Origin of the sequence: Microbacterium maritypicum (assembly GCF_041529975.1) — a bacterium.
Classification (GTDB): domain Bacteria; phylum Actinomycetota; class Actinomycetes; order Actinomycetales; family Microbacteriaceae; genus Microbacterium.
In genome coordinates this window covers 3,452,079-3,469,540 of sequence record NZ_CP168030.1, presented here as the reverse complement: position 1 = coordinate 3,469,540, position 17,462 = coordinate 3,452,079, and the positions used below count along the sequence as shown (strand labels likewise).

General features: G+C 70.4%; 18 protein-coding genes. 10 read left to right on the top strand and 8 right to left on the bottom strand.

The window, feature by feature from the left end:
• Positions 1 to 16 precede the first annotated feature (16 nt).
• From ACCO44_RS16830 to rlmN, 4 genes are all read left to right on the top strand, one after another.
• Positions 17 to 1,540, top strand: coding sequence for a CoA-acylating methylmalonate-semialdehyde dehydrogenase (locus ACCO44_RS16830; protein ID WP_029261199.1), 1,524 nt, complete (start codon positions 17 to 19; stop codon positions 1,538 to 1,540).
• 25 nt (positions 1,541 to 1,565) lie between these two features.
• Complete coding sequence (gene iolB, locus ACCO44_RS16825; protein WP_372467495.1) at positions 1,566 to 2,477, top strand: 5-deoxy-glucuronate isomerase; 912 nt, start codon at positions 1,566 to 1,568, stop codon at positions 2,475 to 2,477.
• Positions 2,477 to 4,387 carry a 3D-(3,5/4)-trihydroxycyclohexane-1,2-dione acylhydrolase (decyclizing) gene (gene iolD, locus ACCO44_RS16820; RefSeq protein WP_372467494.1) on the top strand — a complete coding sequence of 637 codons (1,911 nt, stop codon included), beginning with the start codon at positions 2,477 to 2,479 and terminating at the stop codon, positions 4,385 to 4,387. Before iolB ends, iolD begins: the two co-directional genes overlap by 1 nt.
• Before the next feature lie 61 nt (positions 4,388 to 4,448).
• Positions 4,449 to 5,738 (top strand): 23S rRNA (adenine(2503)-C(2))-methyltransferase RlmN, encoded by a 1,290-nt coding sequence (gene rlmN, locus ACCO44_RS16815; RefSeq protein WP_372467493.1) that lies wholly within the window; start codon positions 4,449 to 4,451, stop codon positions 5,736 to 5,738.
• Here the strand turns inward: rlmN and ACCO44_RS16810 are convergent.
• Positions 5,687 to 6,310, bottom strand: a complete 624-nt coding sequence (locus ACCO44_RS16810) for an NAD(P)H-dependent oxidoreductase (RefSeq protein ID WP_372467492.1) — start codon at positions 6,308 to 6,310, stop codon at positions 5,687 to 5,689. The two genes, rlmN and ACCO44_RS16810, sit on opposite strands and share 52 nt — an antisense overlap.
• A gap of 66 nt (positions 6,311 to 6,376) precedes the next feature.
• On the opposite strand from ACCO44_RS16810, the gene ACCO44_RS16805 reads away from it, so the two are divergent.
• Both ACCO44_RS16805 and ACCO44_RS16800 read left to right on the top strand, forming a co-directional pair.
• Complete coding sequence (locus ACCO44_RS16805) at positions 6,377 to 6,949, top strand: TetR/AcrR family transcriptional regulator (protein ID WP_105711298.1); 573 nt, start codon at positions 6,377 to 6,379, stop codon at positions 6,947 to 6,949.
• A gap of 83 nt (positions 6,950 to 7,032) precedes the next feature.
• On the top strand, positions 7,033 to 8,538 hold the full coding sequence (locus tag ACCO44_RS16800) for a DUF4407 domain-containing protein (protein WP_372467491.1): 1,506 nt from the start codon (positions 7,033 to 7,035) through the stop codon (positions 8,536 to 8,538).
• 31 nt (positions 8,539 to 8,569) lie between these two features.
• On the opposite strand, the gene ACCO44_RS16795 is transcribed toward ACCO44_RS16800, so the two are convergent.
• Positions 8,570 to 8,854 (bottom strand): hypothetical protein, encoded by a 285-nt coding sequence (locus tag ACCO44_RS16795; RefSeq protein ID WP_262001666.1) that lies wholly within the window; start codon positions 8,852 to 8,854, stop codon positions 8,570 to 8,572.
• 19 nt (positions 8,855 to 8,873) lie between these two features.
• On the opposite strand from ACCO44_RS16795, the gene ACCO44_RS16790 reads away from it, so the two are divergent.
• Genes ACCO44_RS16790 through ACCO44_RS16780 form a run of 3 tightly spaced genes read left to right on the top strand, consistent with a single transcriptional unit; the run spans position 8,874 to position 11,961 of the window.
• Positions 8,874 to 10,388 (top strand): PLP-dependent aminotransferase family protein, encoded by a 1,515-nt coding sequence (locus tag ACCO44_RS16790; RefSeq protein WP_372467489.1) that lies wholly within the window; start codon positions 8,874 to 8,876, stop codon positions 10,386 to 10,388.
• A 10-nt stretch (positions 10,389 to 10,398) separates the two neighbouring features.
• The gene (locus ACCO44_RS16785; RefSeq protein WP_372467488.1) at positions 10,399 to 10,893 is read left to right on the top strand and encodes a hypothetical protein; all 495 of its coding nucleotides are present in this window, start codon (positions 10,399 to 10,401) and stop codon (positions 10,891 to 10,893) included.
• Positions 10,894 to 10,947: 54 nt separating this feature from the next.
• Positions 10,948 to 11,961, top strand: coding sequence for an aldo/keto reductase family protein (locus ACCO44_RS16780; RefSeq protein WP_372467487.1), 1,014 nt, complete (start codon positions 10,948 to 10,950; stop codon positions 11,959 to 11,961).
• A 76-nt stretch (positions 11,962 to 12,037) separates the two neighbouring features.
• Here the strand turns inward: ACCO44_RS16780 and ACCO44_RS16775 are convergent, their stop codons facing one another.
• From ACCO44_RS16775 to ACCO44_RS16760, 4 genes are all read right to left on the bottom strand, one after another.
• Positions 12,038 to 12,553, bottom strand: a complete 516-nt coding sequence (locus ACCO44_RS16775; RefSeq protein ID WP_167632610.1) for a glycine cleavage system protein R — start codon at positions 12,551 to 12,553, stop codon at positions 12,038 to 12,040.
• A gap of 23 nt (positions 12,554 to 12,576) precedes the next feature.
• Positions 12,577 to 13,635 carry a PLP-dependent cysteine synthase family protein gene (locus tag ACCO44_RS16770; protein WP_091032260.1) on the bottom strand — a complete coding sequence of 353 codons (1,059 nt, stop codon included), beginning with the start codon at positions 13,633 to 13,635 and terminating at the stop codon, positions 12,577 to 12,579.
• 43 nt (positions 13,636 to 13,678) lie between these two features.
• Positions 13,679 to 14,035 (bottom strand): cytoplasmic protein, encoded by a 357-nt coding sequence (locus ACCO44_RS16765; RefSeq protein ID WP_105711302.1) that lies wholly within the window; start codon positions 14,033 to 14,035, stop codon positions 13,679 to 13,681.
• Positions 14,036 to 14,111: 76 nt separating this feature from the next.
• Positions 14,112 to 14,789: a FadR/GntR family transcriptional regulator gene (locus ACCO44_RS16760; RefSeq protein ID WP_262001664.1), complete on the bottom strand. Its 678-nt coding sequence runs from the start codon at positions 14,787 to 14,789 to the stop codon at positions 14,112 to 14,114.
• A gap of 46 nt (positions 14,790 to 14,835) precedes the next feature.
• Between ACCO44_RS16760 and ACCO44_RS16755 the strand changes: the two genes are divergently transcribed.
• Positions 14,836 to 15,810 (top strand): amidohydrolase, encoded by a 975-nt coding sequence (locus tag ACCO44_RS16755; RefSeq protein WP_105711248.1) that lies wholly within the window; start codon positions 14,836 to 14,838, stop codon positions 15,808 to 15,810.
• 13 nt (positions 15,811 to 15,823) lie between these two features.
• On the opposite strand, the gene ACCO44_RS16750 is transcribed toward ACCO44_RS16755, so the two are convergent.
• Entirely contained in the window at positions 15,824 to 16,573 is a 750-nt protein-coding gene (locus ACCO44_RS16750; protein ID WP_372467485.1) for an SDR family NAD(P)-dependent oxidoreductase, read from the bottom strand.
• Positions 16,570 to 17,430, bottom strand: a complete 861-nt coding sequence (locus tag ACCO44_RS16745; protein ID WP_372467484.1) for a fumarylacetoacetate hydrolase family protein — start codon at positions 17,428 to 17,430, stop codon at positions 16,570 to 16,572. Before ACCO44_RS16745 ends, ACCO44_RS16750 begins: the two co-directional genes overlap by 4 nt.
• Positions 17,431 to 17,462: the final 32 nt, after the last annotated feature.

The following is a 17,462-nucleotide window of genomic DNA, read 5'->3' as shown; positions in this document are numbered from 1 at the left end:
CCGCAGAAGGACACGCATGACCTCCGCTTCCGACATCCCCGTCATCGGCCACTGGATCGACGGCGCCGCCCGCGCCTCCGCGAGCGGTCGCACGGCTCCCGTCCACAACCCCGCGACGGGGGCGGTGACCGGGCATGTCGCCCTGGCCGACGACTCCGAGATCGCGGACGCCATCGCGTCCGCGCAGCGCGGATTCCAGGTGTGGAGCGCCTACTCGATCGCGCGGCGCCAGGCGGTGATGTTCGCGTTCCGTGAGCTGCTGAACGCGCGCAAGGGGGAGCTGGCGGCGATCATCACGGCCGAGCACGGCAAGGTCCGCTCCGATGCGATGGGCGAGATCCTGCGCGGACAGGAGGTCGTGGAACTCGCGACCGGGTTCCCGCACCTGATCAAGGGCGCCTACTCGGAGAACGTCTCGACCGGCATCGACGTGTACTCCCTCAAGCAGCCGCTCGGCGTCGTCGGCATCATCTCCCCGTTCAACTTCCCGGCGATGGTGCCGATGTGGTTCTTCCCGGTCGCGATCGCCGCGGGCAACGCCGTGGTGCTCAAGCCCAGCGAGAAGGATCCGTCCGCCGCGCTCTGGCTCGCCGCCCTCTGGGCCGAGGCCGGGCTGCCCGACGGCGTGTTCACCGTGCTGCAGGGCGACAAGCAGGCCGTGGACGGTCTACTGGAGAGCCCCGACGTCGCCTCGATCTCGTTCGTGGGCTCGACGCCCATCGCCCAGTACATCTACGAGACCGCGTCGCGCCACGGCAAGCGCGTGCAGGCGCTCGGCGGCGCGAAGAACCACATGCTCGTCCTACCGGATGCCGACCTCGACCTCGTCGCCGACCAGGCCGTGAACGCGGGATTCGGCGCGGCGGGAGAGCGGTGCATGGCCGTCTCGGTCCTGCTCGCGGTCGAGCCGGTGGCGGACGCGCTGATCGAGCGCATCTCGCAGCGCATCGCGGGGCTGCGCATCGGCGACGGTGCGGGCGGTGCCGACGGCGAGCCCGACATGGGTCCGCTGATCACGGCGGAGCACCGCGCGAAGGTGTCGGGCTACGTCGACATCGCCGAGGCCGACGGGGCGCGCATCGTGGTCGACGGCAGAGGGTTGACGGTCGACGGGAACGAGGACGGCTTCTGGTTCGGGCCGACGCTCATCGACGAGATCCCGACCTCCTCGCGGGCGTACCAGGAGGAGATCTTCGGTCCGGTGCTGTCGGTGGTGCGGGTGCAGACGTTCCAGGAGGGGGTCGACCTGATCAACTCCGGCCGGTTCGGCAACGGGACCGCGATCTTCACCAACGACGGCGGGGCGGCCCGCCGCTTCCAGCACGAGGTCCAGGTCGGGATGATCGGCATCAACGTGCCCATCCCGGTTCCCGTCGCGTACCACTCGTTCGGCGGGTGGAAGGCATCGCTGTTCGGCGACGCGAAGGCGTACGGTGTCCATGGCTTCGACTTCTTCACCCGCGAGAAGGCGATCACCAGTCGCTGGCTCGACCCCGCTCTCCACGGCGGTATCGACCTCGGCTTCCCCCAGAACAGCTGACCAGCGGATGCGGGCAGGAGAGGCCATGACCGAGGACGGGAACTGGTTCCACCGCCGCGGCACGATCGGCCGCGACGGCTGGGAGAGCGTGGTCGACGACACGACGCCCGGCTGGGCGCACACCGGCATCCGCATCGGCGAGCTCGGCGCGGGGGAGCGCCTCGCGCTCGCCGACACCGGGGTGGAGCGGATCATCGTGCCGCTCTCCGGGTCGTTCTCCGTGGCGCACACCGAGGAGGGATCGACCACCGAGACGCTGCTCGCCGGTCGCCGCTCCGTGTTCGACGGTCCGAGCGACGTGCTCTACCTGTCGGCGGCGGCCACGGCCGTCATCACGGGCTCAGGTCGGGTGGCCGTGGCGTCTTCGCCCACCTCGGTCGTGCATCCCACGCGGCTCATCCTCGCGGCCGAGACCCCGGTCGAGCTCCGTGGCGCCGGCGCCTCCAGCCGGCAGGTGCACAACTTCGGTACGCCGGAGGCGCTCGACGCCGAGCGCCTCATCGTGTGCGAGGTCATCACGCCCGCCGAGAACTGGTCGTCGTACCCGCCGCACAAGCACGACGAGCACGTGCCGGGGCGAGAATCCCGGCTCGAGGAGATCTACTACTTCGAGGCGGCGCCCACGCGCTCGAGCGGAGACGCCGCTGCCGCCGACGCGGCCTTCGGGATGTTCGCGACCTACTCCTCGGATGCCGGCGAGATCGACATCGCCGAACGGGTGCGCACCGGCGACATCGCGCTGGTGCCGTTCGGATTCCACGGTCCCGCCGTGGCCGCTCCCGGCTACGACCTCTACTACCTCAACGTCATGGCCGGCCCCGACCGGGAGCGGGCCTGGCTCATCACCGACGACCCCGCGCACGCGTGGGTGCGCGACAGCTGGAGCGGGCAGGACATCGATCCCCGGCTGCCCTACCGAGCAGAGGGAGAACTCTGATGCAGACCAGACGGATGACGGTCGGCCAGGCACTGGTCGAGTTCCTCTCGCGGCAGTGGACGGTCGACGGCGACATCCGCGAGCGCACCGTGCCCGGCATGTTCGGCATCTTCGGTCACGGGAACGTCGCCGGTCTCGGCCAGGCGCTGCAGCAGTACAACCTCGAGCAGCCCGACCTGATGCCCTACCACCAGGCCCGCAACGAGCAGGCGATGGTGCACCAGGCCGTCGGGTTCGCCCGGATGCATCGCCGCAGGGCGACGTTCGCGAGCACGGCCTCGGTCGGTCCCGGCGCCACGAACATGCTCACCGGTGCGGCCCTCGCGACCACCAACCGGCTGCCGGCGCTGCTGCTGCCGAGCGACACCTTCGCCACCCGGGTCGCGGACCCCGTGCTGCAGCAGTTGGAGCGCCCGCACGACATCGGGCTCACCGTGAACGACGCGTTCCGCCCGCTCTCGGTCTTCTTCGACCGGGTGCAGCGCCCGGAGCAGCTGTTCTCGATCGCGCTCGCCGCGATGCGCGTCCTCACCGATCCCGCCGAGACCGGTGCGGTGACGATCGCCCTGCCCGAAGACGTGCAGGCCGAAGCGCTGGAGGTCCCCCTCGAGTTCCTCCAGGACCGGGAGTGGCACATCCGCCGGCCGCTGCCGGAGCGCGGACCGTTGGCGCGGGCGGTGGCGGCGATCCGCGGCGCGAAGCAGCCGCTCCTCGTCGCGGGTGGCGGTGTCATCTACTCCGAGGCGGAGCAGGCGCTGCGGGCGTTGGTCGAGGCCACGGGCATCCCGGTCGGCACGACGCAGGCGGGCGGCGGCGCGCTGCCGTGGGATCACCCCCAGTACCTGGGCGGGATCGGTGCGACCGGCACCACCGCGGCGAACCGCATCGCGGCGGAGGCCGACGTCATCATCGGCGTCGGCACCCGGTACAGCGACTTCACGACGGCATCACGCACGGCCTTCCAGAACCCCGACGCGGTGTTCGTCAACATCAACGTCGCGGCCTTCGACGCCTACAAGCACGGCTCGCAGCTGCCCGTCGTCGCGGATGCCAGGGAGACCCTGGTCGCGCTGCGTGACGAGCTCGACGGATACCGCGTCGCACCGGCGCTGAGCGCACGGATCGCCGACGAGAAGCGCGAGTGGGATGCGGTCGTCGACCGGGCGCTCGCCCCCACGGGCCGCGAGCTGCCGGGCCAGCCCGAGATCATCGGCGCCGTGCGCGGGGCCGTGGCCGACGAAGACGTGATCGTGCAGGCGGCCGGCTCGCTCCCCGGCGACCTGCACAAGCTCTGGCGCGTCAGCGATCCGCTCGGCTATCACGTCGAATACGCCTACTCCTGCATGGGGTACGAGATCGCGGGAGGACTCGGCGTCAAGCGCGGGCTCACGGCATCCGGCGACGAGCGCGACGTCGTCGTCATGGTCGGCGACGGCTCGTACCTGATGCTGAGCTCCGAGCTCGCGACGGCCGTGGCCGAGGGGATCAAGATCATCGTCGTGCTCATCCAAAACCAGGGCTATGCCTCGATCGGGCACCTCTCGGAGACGGTCGGCTCGGAGCGCTTCGGCACCGAGTACCGCCGCTACGACGACGAGGCGCGCAACTTCCAGCGCGGCGACGTGCTGCCGGTCGACCTCGCCATGAACGCGCGCAGCTACGGCGTCGACGTCATCGAGATCGCGAAGGGGTCCGCGGCGATCGACGCCCTGCGTGCCGCGGTCGCCGCCGCGAAGGCCTCCGAGCGGACGACGCTCATCCATGTCGAGAGCGATCCGACGGTCTACGGCCCCGACGGCGAGGGCTGGTGGGATGTGCCGGTGGCCGAGGTCTCGCGCACCGAGACGGCTCGACGGGCGCGCGCGGAGTACGAGGGTCAGCGCGCCGCACAGCGCCCGCTGCTGGGGTGAGTCGGGTCGGGCCGCCTGCGCTCCAGGTACTTCCCACCCGGTACCGCGTACCCTGGAAGGTATGACTGAGACTCCCCGCACGCGCGAGACGCGCCCACAGGCAGCGCCCGCGTCGTCCCGTTCGGGGGCGGTCCGCGAGACCAAGAAGCCACAGGTGCGCCCCGCGACCGAGGGCTGGACCCAGCAGAAGGATGCCGAGGGGCGGCCGCTGCTGCAGTTCGCGAGCCCCAAGCGCGGCAAGCCGCCGGTGCACCTCGCCGACCTCACTCCCGCAGAGCGCGTCGAGAAGGTCAAGGAGCTCGGGCTGCCCGGCTTCCGCGCGAAGCAGCTGTCGACGCACTACTTCCGCCACTACACGTCCGACCCCGAGCAGATGACCGACCTCCCGGCCGACACCCGGGAGCAGCTGGTCGCCGGGATGCTGCCGCCGCTGCTCACCGAGGTGCGCCGCCTCGAGACCGACAAGGGCGACACGATCAAGTTCCTGTGGCGTCTGCACGACGGCGCCCTGGTCGAGTCGGTGCTCATGCGCTACCCCGGCCGCATCACGCTGTGCGTGTCGAGCCAGGCCGGCTGCGGCATGAACTGCCCGTTCTGTGCGACCGGCCAGGCGGGCCTGACCCGCAACATGTCGACCGCCGAGATCATCGAGCAGATCGTCCGCGCCAACCGGCTCATCGCCGAGGGTGGGCTCGGCGGCAAGAAGTCCGACGACCACAGCATGGAGCGCGTCTCGAACATCGTCTTCATGGGGATGGGCGAGCCGCTGGCCAACTACAAGCGCGTGATGGATGCGGTGCGGTCGATGGTCGCCCCACAGCCCGACGGCCTCGGCATGAGCGCCCGTGGCATCACCGTGTCGACCGTCGGCCTGGTGCCGGCGATCAAGAAGCTCGCTGACGAGGGCATCCCGGTCACGTTCGCGCTGTCGCTGCACGCACCGGACGACCACCTGCGCGACGAGCTCATCCCGGTCAACTCCCGCTGGAAGGTCGATGAGGCACTGGATGCCGCCTACGACTACTACGCCAAGACCGGCCGCCGCGTGTCGATCGAGTACGCGCTCATCAAGGACATGAACGACCACGGCTGGCGCGCCGACCTGCTGGCCGAGAAGCTCAACCAGCGCGGACGCGGGTGGGTGCACGTGAACCCGATCCCGCTGAACCCGACGCCCGGCTCGATCTGGACGGCATCCGAGAAAGACGTCACCAACGAGTTCGTGCGCCGCTTGAACGACGCCGGCATCCCGACCACCCTCCGCGACACTCGCGGCAAGGAGATCGACGGCGCCTGCGGTCAGCTCGTCGCCACCACCGAAGACGAGGCCGCCTCCGCCGCGATGGCCTGAGGCTCGCCCGCGCGGCGGGCGTCTGTCGTGCCGAGTTGCTCGGCCCGGTCGAGCCAGCGCGTGATGGTCGCCGCCTTGGCATCCTTCACACCGAGCATGCGGTGCGTGCGCACCGAGCTGATGCCGCAGAACTTCATGGTGTTGCGCACGATCTGCGTCTGTGCCGGGAGGCCGGTGAACGGCAGGAAGAACCAGGGAGTGTCGGCGAGCAGGAGCAGACGTCCACGGCGCGCGGGGATCAGGCCCTCGGGGAGGCCGAGCTTCGAGTAGCGGTACTCCTGCTGCGGCAGCAGCGCCCGATCGAAGAAGCCCTTGAGGAGGGCCGGCGGTGCGCCCCACCACACCGGTGTCGCGATGACGATCGTGTCGGCATCGTGCAGAGCCTGCTTCGCCTCGACGAGGTCGGGCTCGAGCGTCATGCGCTCGCGGTAGCCGAAGCGCAGGTTGGGGTCGAAGTCGAGGTCGCGCAGGGCGAGCACGCGGGCATCGCCGTGCCCTGCGGCGTACCGCTGGGCGAGCGAGGCGGTCAAGGAGCGGGCGTCGGGGTGGCCGTCGATCACGAGAGCGGTCATGGCGTGGTTCCTATCTGGACAGTGTCAAGCTGGTGGACAGTGTCAAGATAGGAGATGATGTTGCTCATGTCAAGTTCGAAGGACGGCTACCACCACGGCGATCTCGCCCGCGCCCTGGAAGACGCCGCCATGCAGCTGCTGGAGCGGATGCCCGCGGCGGAGATCAGCCTGCGCGAGGTTGCGCGGGCGGCGAACGTCAGCCACAACGCGCCGTACCATCACTTCTCCGACCGGCTCGGACTGCTCAAGGCGATCGCCGAGCGCAGCATGGCCGACCTCCTCGACCAGGTCCGCGCTGCCGCCGAGAAAGCCGCGACCCCGCGGGCGGCGCTCATCGACGGGGGATCGGCGTACATCCGCTTCGCGATCGAGCATCCGCATGCGTTCGACGCCGTCTACGACCCGACCGTCTGCATCCCGGGATCGCCGACCGCGACGATGGCGCCGCTGATCGACGGGCTCGAGGCCGTGCTCGCCGAGGGCGCAGCTGCGGTGGGGCTCGACCGACCGACCGATGTCGTCGCGCTGTGGGGCCTGATCCACGGGCTCGGCACCCTCGCCGCCGCCGGACATTTCACCCTCGACGACGGCCTGTCCGCCTACGCCGCTGCTCTCGATCGGCTGCTCCCGGCATCCTGAATCCGTCGGACGGCACGGAGCCTGTGAGGCACTCCAAGGACTTTTCCACGGTATCCACAGGCGATATTTCGTAGATTGTTCGGATGCCCTATTCCGCCCATCGACCGGGTCGCTACGACTCGCAGGGTCGGATCATCATCGACGGCGAACCCGACGCCGTCACCGATGACCTCGACTTCCTGCGCGAATTCGAGCCGACCGGCGCCGACGACGCCACCCGCGAGGTTCCCGTCGCAGACCCCGCCGAGGCGACCCCGATCGCAGATGCGGTCGCCGCCGACGAGTCCGCGCCCATGAAGCCCCCGCGCGAGCCCCGCGTCCGCAAGCCCCGCAAGAAGCGTGCCCCGCGCACTCCCGGCTCCCGTGCCCGGACACTCGCGATCCTCGGTGGCGCGGAGGGCGAGATCCTCGACCGCGTCCCCGGCGAGACACCGCGCTTCGTGCAGATGTTCTTCGTGCTCGCCGGCACCGCGCTGGTCTCCGCCATCTCGATGCTCTTCGCGCTCACCACCGGTGTGCAGGCCGCGATCTGGCTGGCCGTGCCGCTCGCGCTCGTGTGGGCGCTCATCATCTTCAACCTCGATCGCTTCCTCACCTCGACCATGAGCTCGACGCGGAACGTGTGGCGGCTCATCGGCCTCGCGATCCCGCGTGTGATCATGGCCGCGATCATCGGCTTCGTCGTCGCCGAGCCGCTCGTGCTGCAGATCTTCCACAACGACATCGCCCGCGAGGTCGCGTCGACCAACATCACGCAGTCGCAGTCCGATCAGGAGGCGCTCGAGACCGGCCCGGAGAAGATCGCGCTGGATTCCGCCACCGCCAAGGTCGCCGACCTCGAGAACCAGGCCGCGACCGGCATCGTCGCAGGGACGGAGTCCTCTTCGGCCACCGAGTCGGCCGCCCAGGCCACGGTCGACGACGTGACCGCCAAGATGACTGCGCAGCAGGCCGTCATCGACCAGGCGCGCGTGCTCTACCAGTGCGAGCTGACCGGTGAGGGCGCGGGCACCGTTCCCGGCTGCACCGGCGTGAACGGCGAGGGCGCGAGCTCGGACGCCGCCAAAGCTCAACTCGCCGAGGCGCAGCAGACGTACGACGCGCTCGCTGCGCAGCTGCGCACCGCGAACGAGGAGCTCGCCGCCGCCGGCACCGCTGCCAAGGAGAACACCTCGACGTCGGAGTCGACGAACCGCGAACAGGCGAAGTCCCAGCTGCCGGCCGCCCGCGACACCTACGACCAGGCGCTCGCCGCGTACAACGCGCGCGCGGATGCCGTGGCCCAGGGCAACGCCGGAGCCGTCGGTCTGCTCAGCCAGATCAGCGGATTGAACCGCTTGAGCGAGAAGGAGCCCACGATCCTGTGGGCGCACATCCTCATCGCGGCGCTGTTCTTCATGATCGAGCTGCTGCCCGTGCTGGTGAAGGTGCTCACGAGCTACGGCGACCCGAGCCTGTACGAGAAGGCCGCGGCCATCCGCAAGCAGGTCGCCCTGGACCGGGTGACGGCGGAGGGCTTCCGCGACCGCGCCGAGATCGTGACGACTCCGGCGCCATCGCCTCCGTCAGCCTCCGCTCAGGCCACCTGACCTGGCCCGCGCTCCCTGGACACCGTCGCGCCTAGGCGACGAGCGTCAGGCTTCGCGACGGGAGCAGGACGTCGGCGATCACGGATGACCCGTGCTGCGGTACGGCGAGGGTCAGCGAGCGGATCAGGGCGACGGTCGACGGCGGCCGCGACCACTGCTCGCCGGTCAGCGCCGCCTCGATCAGGGACAGCGGATGCTGAAGCGCGGGGTCGTGCTGGCGGGAGTCGTCGCTCAGCCATTCGATGAGCTGACCGATGGTCCAATCGGGCCTGATTGGACCGAGATCTGCCGGAGGAGTGGTCGTGAAGGTGCTCATTGGTCCAGAATCAGGTCTCATGAGCGTCGATGACAGGGCCAATACCCGGCCGGTGGACCATGGATCGGCCATTCCTGCGCCATCCGCAGGTTCATCGCCGACTCTCGTCCGTGCGGGCGAGGTCGCCTCGGAGGCGTTGTCGGCACGGCTGGGCCGTTGGACCCACGGAGACGGCACGCTGGCGGCGCGGCTGTCCCGCGGCATCGAGGCTCTGATCGCGGGCGGCGAGCTGCGCCCCGGCGACCGGCTCCCGGCGGAGCGCGCCCTCGCCGCCGCGAGCTCCGTTTCGCGCGGCACGGTCGTCGCCGCGTACGCCGACCTGGCCGAGCGCGGTCTGGTGGAGCGGCGGCAGGGGAGCGGCACACGCGTCGCCGGTGCGGCGGCATCCGTGGCTCCCGTGCAGCGGCAGGGACGCGGCGAGGCGCTGTTCTCGGCCCTGCCCAATGCGATCGACCTGCTGCGTACCGTGCCGCAGATCTCCGAGCTGGGCGTGCAGCTCATCAGCGAGCACAAGCCGCGACTCGAGCTGGCGCTGCTGCCCGAGACCGATCCGGCGGGACTCCCCGCACTGCGCACCCTCATCGCCGACATGTACGCCGCGGAGGGCACGCCGACGACACCCGAGCAGATCCTCGTCACGCACGGCGCGCAGCAGGCCATCAGTCTCGTCGTCAACGCCCTCGTGAGCCCCGGCGACATCGTGCTCGCCGAGGAGATCACCTGGCCGGGCGTCACCGACTCGGTCAGCCTGCGCGGTGGCACGGTGCACGGTGTCCCGATGGGTCCGGACGGACTCGACGTCGACGCGCTCGAGCAGGCGCTCGCCCGGCTGCGGCCCGTGCTCGTGGCCCTCAACCCGCACCACCAGAACCCCACGGGGTCTCGCCTCCCCGCCGCCGCGCGGCATCGCGTCGCCGAACTCGCCGCCCAGTACGGTGTGCCGGTGATCGAGGACCGGGTCGTGGCCGGCATCTCCTTCGACGGCGTGGTGCCGCCGACCCTCGCGGCCGAGCGGGCGGACGCTCCGATCATCGTCGTGGAGTCGGTGTCGAAGTGGGTGTGGGCGGGGCTGCGGATCGGATGGCTGCGCGCCGACCCCGTGCTCGTGCGCCGCCTGCGCGGGGCCCGGCAGCTCGCCGACCAGTCCACCAGCGTGCCGGGCCAGCTGCTCGCGCTCGACCTGATCGCCCGTGTCGATGACCTCCGTCGGGCGAACAGTCGCATCCACCAGGAGCGCCTGCGGCTGCTGCAGGAGCTGATGGCCGAGCACCTGCCCGACTGGAAGGTCGAGCCGCCCCGCGGCGGGCTGTCGCTGTGGGTCCGGGTCCCTGCCGGCTCCGCCGACGCGCTCGCCCGGGTGGCCGCGGCACACGGCGTCTCGATCGCGGGGAGCGCGGCGTTCGCGGTGTCGGTGTCTCCCGACGACCACATCCGCATCCCGTTCACCGCCCCGGACGACGTGCTCGCCGAGGGCATCCGTCGGCTCGGAGCGGCCTGGCGCGAGTATCGGGAGACTCTCGGGATGCCTTCCTAGGATGTCCCGCATGACACCGCTGCCGCGCCGGACCCTGTGGATCTCGATCGCCGGCGTGCTCGCCATCATGGCCTACGCGGCGGTGGCCGCGGTGCAGATCCTCGTGCTCAATCCGCTCGCCGCCGTTCCCGGGCGCACGCTCGACGAGATCCGCGCCGAGATGGATGCGGCCGGCGAGGTCCTGCTGTGGGAGCCGGTGTTCTTCATCCTCGGCATCGGTGTGGCGCTGGCGGTGGTGGTCGCGATCGCCTCGATCCGCGGGCGCGCACATCCGATGGTTCCCGTGATGAGCTTCCTGGCGCTGCTGATGCTCGGTGCGTTCGGCTACTTCGCCGCGTCGTTCGGCGTGGGGATGAGCCTCGCCGACACGTTCGGGATCAGCGGCGGGGACTACTCGCCCTGGGCGCGACCGCTCTACGCCGTGAGCCTCGTCGCCGGTGTCGCGCTCGTCATCGTCCCCCTCGTGATGCTGATGCGCCGGCCGGCGGCTGTCGCTCCCGCATGACGGCGGATGCCGGCATCCAGCCCCGTCATCACACGCAGCCAGTAGCGTTGTTCCATGGTCAACTATCGCTATCTCGGCAACAGCGGTCTCAAGGTCTCGGAGATCACCTACGGCAACTGGGTCACCCACGCCTCGCAGGTCGGTGACGACGCCGCCGTCAAGACCGTGCACGCCGCACTGGATGCCGGAATCACCACCTTCGACACCGCCGACACCTACGCCAACACGGCGGCGGAGGTCGTGCTCGGCAAGGCTCTGGAGGGGCAGCGCCGCGAGGGGCTGGAGATCTTCACGAAGGTCTACTTCCCGACCGGCCCGAAGGGCCCGAACGACACCGGCCTGAGCCGCAAGCACATCTTCGAGTCGATCAACGGCTCGCTGCAGCGCCTCGGCACCGACTACGTCGACCTGTACCAGGCACACCGCTTCGACTACGAGACTCCGCTCGAAGAGACGTTCCAGGCGTTCGCCGACGTCGTCCGCCAAGGCAAGGCGCTCTACATCGGCGTTTCCGAGTGGACCGCCGAACAGCTGCGCGAGGGGCACGCTCTGGCGAAGCAGCTCGGCATCCAGCTCATCTCGAACCAGCCGCAGTACTCCATGCTGTGGCGCGTGATCGAGGGCAAGGTCGTGCCGGCCTCCGAAGAGCTCGGCATCTCGCAGATCGTCTGGTCGCCAATGGCGCAGGGAGTGCTCAGCGGCAAGTACCTGCCCGGTCAGCCGGTGCCCGAGGGCTCGCGCGCAACCGACCCGCACAGCGGCGCCGACTTCATCAAGAGCTTCCTGCAGGACGACATCCTCACCGCCGTCCAGCGCCTGAAGCCGATCGCCGAGCAGGCAGGTCTCTCGATGCCGCAGCTCGCGATCGCGTGGGTGCTGCAGAACCCGAACGTCGCGGCCGCGCTGGTCGGAGCCTCGCGTCCCGAGCAGCTCGCCGAGACGGTCAAGGCCTCGGGCGTCAAGCTCGACGCCGACACCCTGGCCGCGATCGACGCGGCACTGGGCGACACGGTCAACCGCGACGCCGAGCACACCTACTCGGTGTCGCCGAAGTCCCGCCTGGTCTGACGCCGGACACGAGAAGGCCGCCGTTCCTCGGAACGGCGGCCTTCTCGTTGTCCGGGGGAGGTCGGTGGCTCGGCGGTCAGCCGAGGGTGATGTCGACCTGGATCTCGGCGGCGAGGCGCTCGAGGTCGTCGCGCAGCGCATCCAGGTCGACGGACGCCGGCACCTTCGCGGAGACGGATGCCTCGAACAGGCGGCCGCCGGCCATGGCCGCATCCCGGGTCTCGGTCGCGAGCTCCTCGATGCTCAGCGCGTGGGCGCTCAGGACGGCAGAGACCTCGCGCACGATGCCGGGTCGGTCGTTGCCGAGCACCTGGATCTCGAGCAGCCGATCGTCGGCGGCATCCGCATCCGGCGTCCCGGTGAGCACGGCGAGAGTCAGCAGTCCCTGCCCCTGGAGTCCGCGCAGCGCGGAGCTCAGTTCGGGTGCCCGGTCTTCCGCGACCGAGACCTCGATCACGCCCGCGAACGTGCCGGCGAGCTCCGCCAGCGAGCTGTTCTCCCAGTTGCCCCCGTGGGCCTCGACGACATCGGCGACAGCGGCCACGAGGCCAGGACGGTCTGCACCCGCGACGGTGAGGATCAGAGTTGTCATGCGGCCAGCGTAGCCCGACGCCGTCACTCGCCCCAGACGCCCGATTCCAGGAACCGATCGAGCCGCGCGCGGTGCGGGGCGAGGTCCCAGCCCTGCGCCGCGACCCACTCATCGGAGTAGTAGGTGCCCGCGTAGCGGACCCCGCTGTCGCAGATCAGAGTGACGACGCTGCCGGTCTCGCCCGCGGCCCGCATCCGGGCGATGAGCTGGAACGCGCCGTACAGGTTCGTGCCGGTCGAGCCGCCGGCCCAGTGCAGGGTGCGCTCGCGCAGCATCCGGATCGCGGCGATCGACCCGGCATCCGGCACCCGGATCATCTCGTCGATCACGGTGGGCACGAACGAGGCCTCGACCTGCGGCCGGCCGATGCCCTCGATGCGGCTCGGGCGTCCGGCGGGCGGGTCGACCGTGCCGGCCCAGCCGTCGTAGAACGCCGAGCCCTCGGGGTCGACCACGGCGATGCGCGTCTCGTGGCGGCGGTACTTCACGTACCGCCCGAACGTCGCACTCGTGCCGCCGGTTCCGGCGCCGGTCACGATCCAGGTGGGGATCGGATGCCGCTCCTGCGCGAGCTGACTGAACACGCTCTCCGCGATGTTGTTGTTGCCCCGCCAGTCGGTCGCGCGCTCGGCGAACGTGAACTGGTCGAGGTAGTGGCCGGTGCAGTCGGACGCGAGGCGCTGCGCCTCGGGCGACATGTCTTCGGCGCGGTCGACGAAGTGGCAGGTGCCACCGTAGAACTCGATGAGATCGATCTTCTCCTGCACGGTCGAGCGCGGCACCACCGTGATGAACGGCAGCCCCAGCATGCGGGCGAAGTACGCCTCGGAGACGGCGGTCGATCCGCTCGACGACTCCACGAGCGTGGTGTCCTCCCGGATGCGGCCGTTGACCAGTCCGTAGAGGAGGAGCGAGCGCGCCAGACGGTGCTTGAGTGACCCGGTCGGGTGGACGGACTCGTCCTTGAGGTACAGGTCGATGCCCCACTCGGGCGGCAGCGGGAAGAGGTGCAGGTGCGTGTCGGCACTGCGGTTCGCGTCGGCTTCCAGCAGGGCGATCGCGGTGCTGGTCCAGTCGCTCATACCCTCGAGACTATCGGCCGCCTCGTCGATCATCCGGGTGCGCTCACCCCTCGGCGGGATGTTCCGGCCCGAGTGTCGATGCCATCGGTTCGCCCGCCGCATCGCCCTTGAGTTCGACGAGGATGGTGTGCGTCGGCGTCGTCCCGGTGTTCTCGCCGGAGTGACGCTGCGCCGGTATCCAGACCGCCTGCCCGGAGGTGAGGGCCGTGTCGAACGTCCGCTCCCCGGCGCTGAGGCGACGAGAGAAATCGCTGAGGGTGATCATCACACTGTTCGGATGATCGTGCGGCGTCGTCTTGTCGCCGGGGACGTCGGTGTATTCGAGCACGCGGACGTGCTCGTTCTCCCAGAGGGTGCGGTAGTGGTCGGGGTTGGTCAAGGTGGGATCGTCGGTGATCATGCGGTGACGGTACACCCCTCGCGGCGGCGCCGTCAGACCCACTTCCGCGTCCGGGTGCCGGGGCGCCCGGAACCGCTCAGGGCGCCGTCGCGTGGCGCAGCCAGCGCTCGATGCCGGCGATGTGCGCGGTCGTCAGCGAGGTCGCCAGTGCGGGGTCCCGCTGGGCGACCGCGTCGGCGATCGCCCGGTGCTCCGACAGGGTGCGCTCGACGGCGCCGCTCTCGGTGAGGCCCCGCCAGGCGCGGGCACGCACGGTCTGGCTGCTCAGGTGCTCGATCAGGCTCGCGAGGTACGCATTGCCCGCCATCGCCACGATCTCGCGGTGGAATCGGATGTCGTGGTCGACGAGCTCCTCGATGCTCACGGAGGCATCCACGCCCTCGACCTCGCGCTGCAGCTCGGCGATTTGCTCGTCGGTGCCCAGCGTGGCGGCGAGGCCGGATGCCTGCGACTCCAGCATCCGGCGCACGGCGAAGATCTCGAGCATCGAGTCGTCGTCGTGCATGTCGACGACGAACGAGATCGCCTCCAGCAGCAGGTGGGGCTCGAGGCTCGTCACATAGGTGCCGTCGCCGCGCCGCACGTCGAGCACGCGGATGACCTCGAGCGCCTTGACCGCCTCGCGCATCGAGCTGCGGGAGAGACCTAGCCGCTCGGAGAGCTCCTTCTCCGGAGGCAGGCGATCACCGGGGGTCAGCTCGCCCGACACGATCATCGCCTTGATCTTCGCGATCGCGTCGTCCGTCACAGCCATGGCGTCATCCTAGCGATTGCTCCGATGTCTGCGGCAGGATGAGGGGATGCGAGTTCTCGATGCACATCTGCACCTGTGGGATCCGGAGGCGCTGACCTACACGTGGCTCGAAGGCCCGATGGCGTACCGGTTCGCCGACCTGGAACTCGAGCACGCCCGCCTGGAGCGTGCCGAGACCGAGAAGTGCGTGTTCGTGCAGGCCGGGACGGTCGACGACGACTTCCTCGATGAGGTGCTCTGGGTCGCAGGGCTCGCGCCCGCGCTCGGAGTGGTCGGCATCGTCGCCGGCATCCGCCTCGACCGGGGGACCGACACGGTCGCGCACCTCGAAGGTCTCGCGGCCGAGCCGCTCGTCGTCGGCGTGCGGCACAACCTGCAGGGCGAGCCCGACGGACTGGCGGTGTCGGCGGCCTTCGTGACCGGTGCGCGCGAGGTCGCCGCGCGCGGTCTGACCTTCGACGCGTGCGTGCGCGCCGCGCAGCTGCCGGATGTCGCCCGCCTCGCCGGAGCCATCCCGGAGCTGCGACTCGTGCTCGATCATCTGGGGAAGCCCGCCGTGGGCACGGCCGCGGCTCCGCTGGCGCCGACCCCGGAATGGGCCCGCGACCTGACCGAGCTGGCGCGGCATCCGAACACCTTCTGCAAGCTCTCGGGGTTGCCCGGCGAGGCCGGCGGCGACTGGGACGCGGCGCAGCTGATCCCGTTCCTCGATGTGGCAGCCGATGCGTTCGGGATCGAGCGGCTGATGTGGGGGAGCGACTGGCCCGTCTCGGTCATCGGACCGGCCGAGGACGACGACCCGCACGCACCGGAGGACGGCTCGCCGACCTACCAGCCCACGGCCCGCACGCGCTGGGCCGACACGGTGATCGCCTGGGCGGATGCGCGGGGGCATGACCTCGACGCGATCTTCTGGACCACCGCCGAGCAGTTCTATCGCACGGATGCCCGGCCGCAGGCGCCGACCGTAGAGCCTCCGCGTCACGGCATCCGGGGCTGGTTCCGCGGCAGCCGCGGCTGACGCCGGGCGGAACTCACTCCGCGCGAAGCCGCAACCGCGCCATGCCGCCGTCGACCTCTATCGACGTGCCGGTCGTCGAACCGGCGGCGGGGCTCACGAGGTAGGTGACCGCGGCGGCGACCTCATCGGGGTCGACGAGCCGTCCGTGCGGTTGGCGGGCCTCGAGCGCGGCGCGTTCGGCCGCGGGGTCGGTCGCCGAGTCGAGCAGTCGCCCGACCCAGGGGGTGTCGGCCGTGCCGGGGTTGACCGCGTTCACCCGGATACCCTCGCGCAGGTGGTCGGCCGCCATCGCGCGGGTCAGCGCCGAGACGGCTCCCTTCGACGCGCTGTAGAGCGCCCGCTGCGGGAGTCCGGTGGTGGAGGCGATGGATGCCGTGTTGCAGACCGCCGCCGCAGGCGACTTCCGCAGCCAGGGCAATGCCGCCGCCGTCACGCGGGCGATGCCGGTGACGTTGATCGAGAGCACGCGCGCCCACTCGTCGTCGTCGTTCGCCGCGACGTCGCCCTGCGCGCCGATCCCGGCGTTGTTCACGACGATGTCGATGCGCCCGAACCGCTCGGCCACCGCCGCGACCGCCACGTCGACGCTTGCACGATCCGAGACGTCGGCGGTGAAGGCCGTGAACGCGGGGTCGGCCGCGGCGGTGTCGCGGTCGAGGATCGCGATGGTCGCCCCGTCGGCGCGCAGGCGCTGTGCGATCGCCGCACCGATCCCGGATGCTCCGCCGGTGACGATCGCCACCAGTCCGTCGAGTGCGCTCATCTCTGTGTCTCCCATGCCACGAACTCCTGCCGCTGCCGGCCGAGGCCGTCGATCTCGATCTCGACCACGTCGCCGGGTGCGAGGTAGGGGTACTTGCCCGAGAGGGCCACGCCCTGCGGGGTGCCGGTGAGGATCAGGTCGCCCGGCTCGAGCGTCACGTACTGCGACAGGTGGTGCACGATGTGCTCGACCGTGAAGATCATGTCGCTCGTGTTCGAGTCCTGCCGCGGCTCGCCGTTGACGAAGCTGCGCAGTCCGAGCGCGTGGTGGTCGACCTCGTCGGGAGTGACGAGCCACGGGCCGGTGGGGTTGAATCCCGGGGCGATCTTGCCCTTGGACCACTGCCCGCCCGACACCTCGATCTGGAACGCCCGCTCCGAGACGTCGTTCGCGGCGACGAAGCCGGCCACGTGGGCGAGCGACTCCTCGGGGGAGTCGAGGTAGGCCGCGCGAGCGCCGATCACGATGCCGAGCTCGACCTCCCAGTCGGTCTTCTCGCTGCCGCGGGGGATCGTCACCGCGTCGTCGGGTCCGACCACCGTGTTGGGCGTCTTCAGGAAGAGGATGGGGATGGTCGGCGGCTCCGAACCCGACTCGGCCGCGTGGGCGGCGTAGTTCATGCCGATGCAGATCACGGCGCTCGGACGGGCGATCGGTGCGCCGATGCGCATCGCCGCGGCATCCGCGAGTTCCGGAAGCTCCCCGGCATCGCGGGCCGCCGAGACCCTGGCGACGAAGTCGCTCTCGAGGAAGTCGCCGTTCACATCGGATGTCAGAGAGCGGAGGTCGAGGTAGTGGTCACCCTCCACGAGGACGGGGATCTCCGTACCGGGGGTGCCGAGCCGCGCGAACTTCATGATTCTCCTGATCGGTGGGGAGGCCACGACGC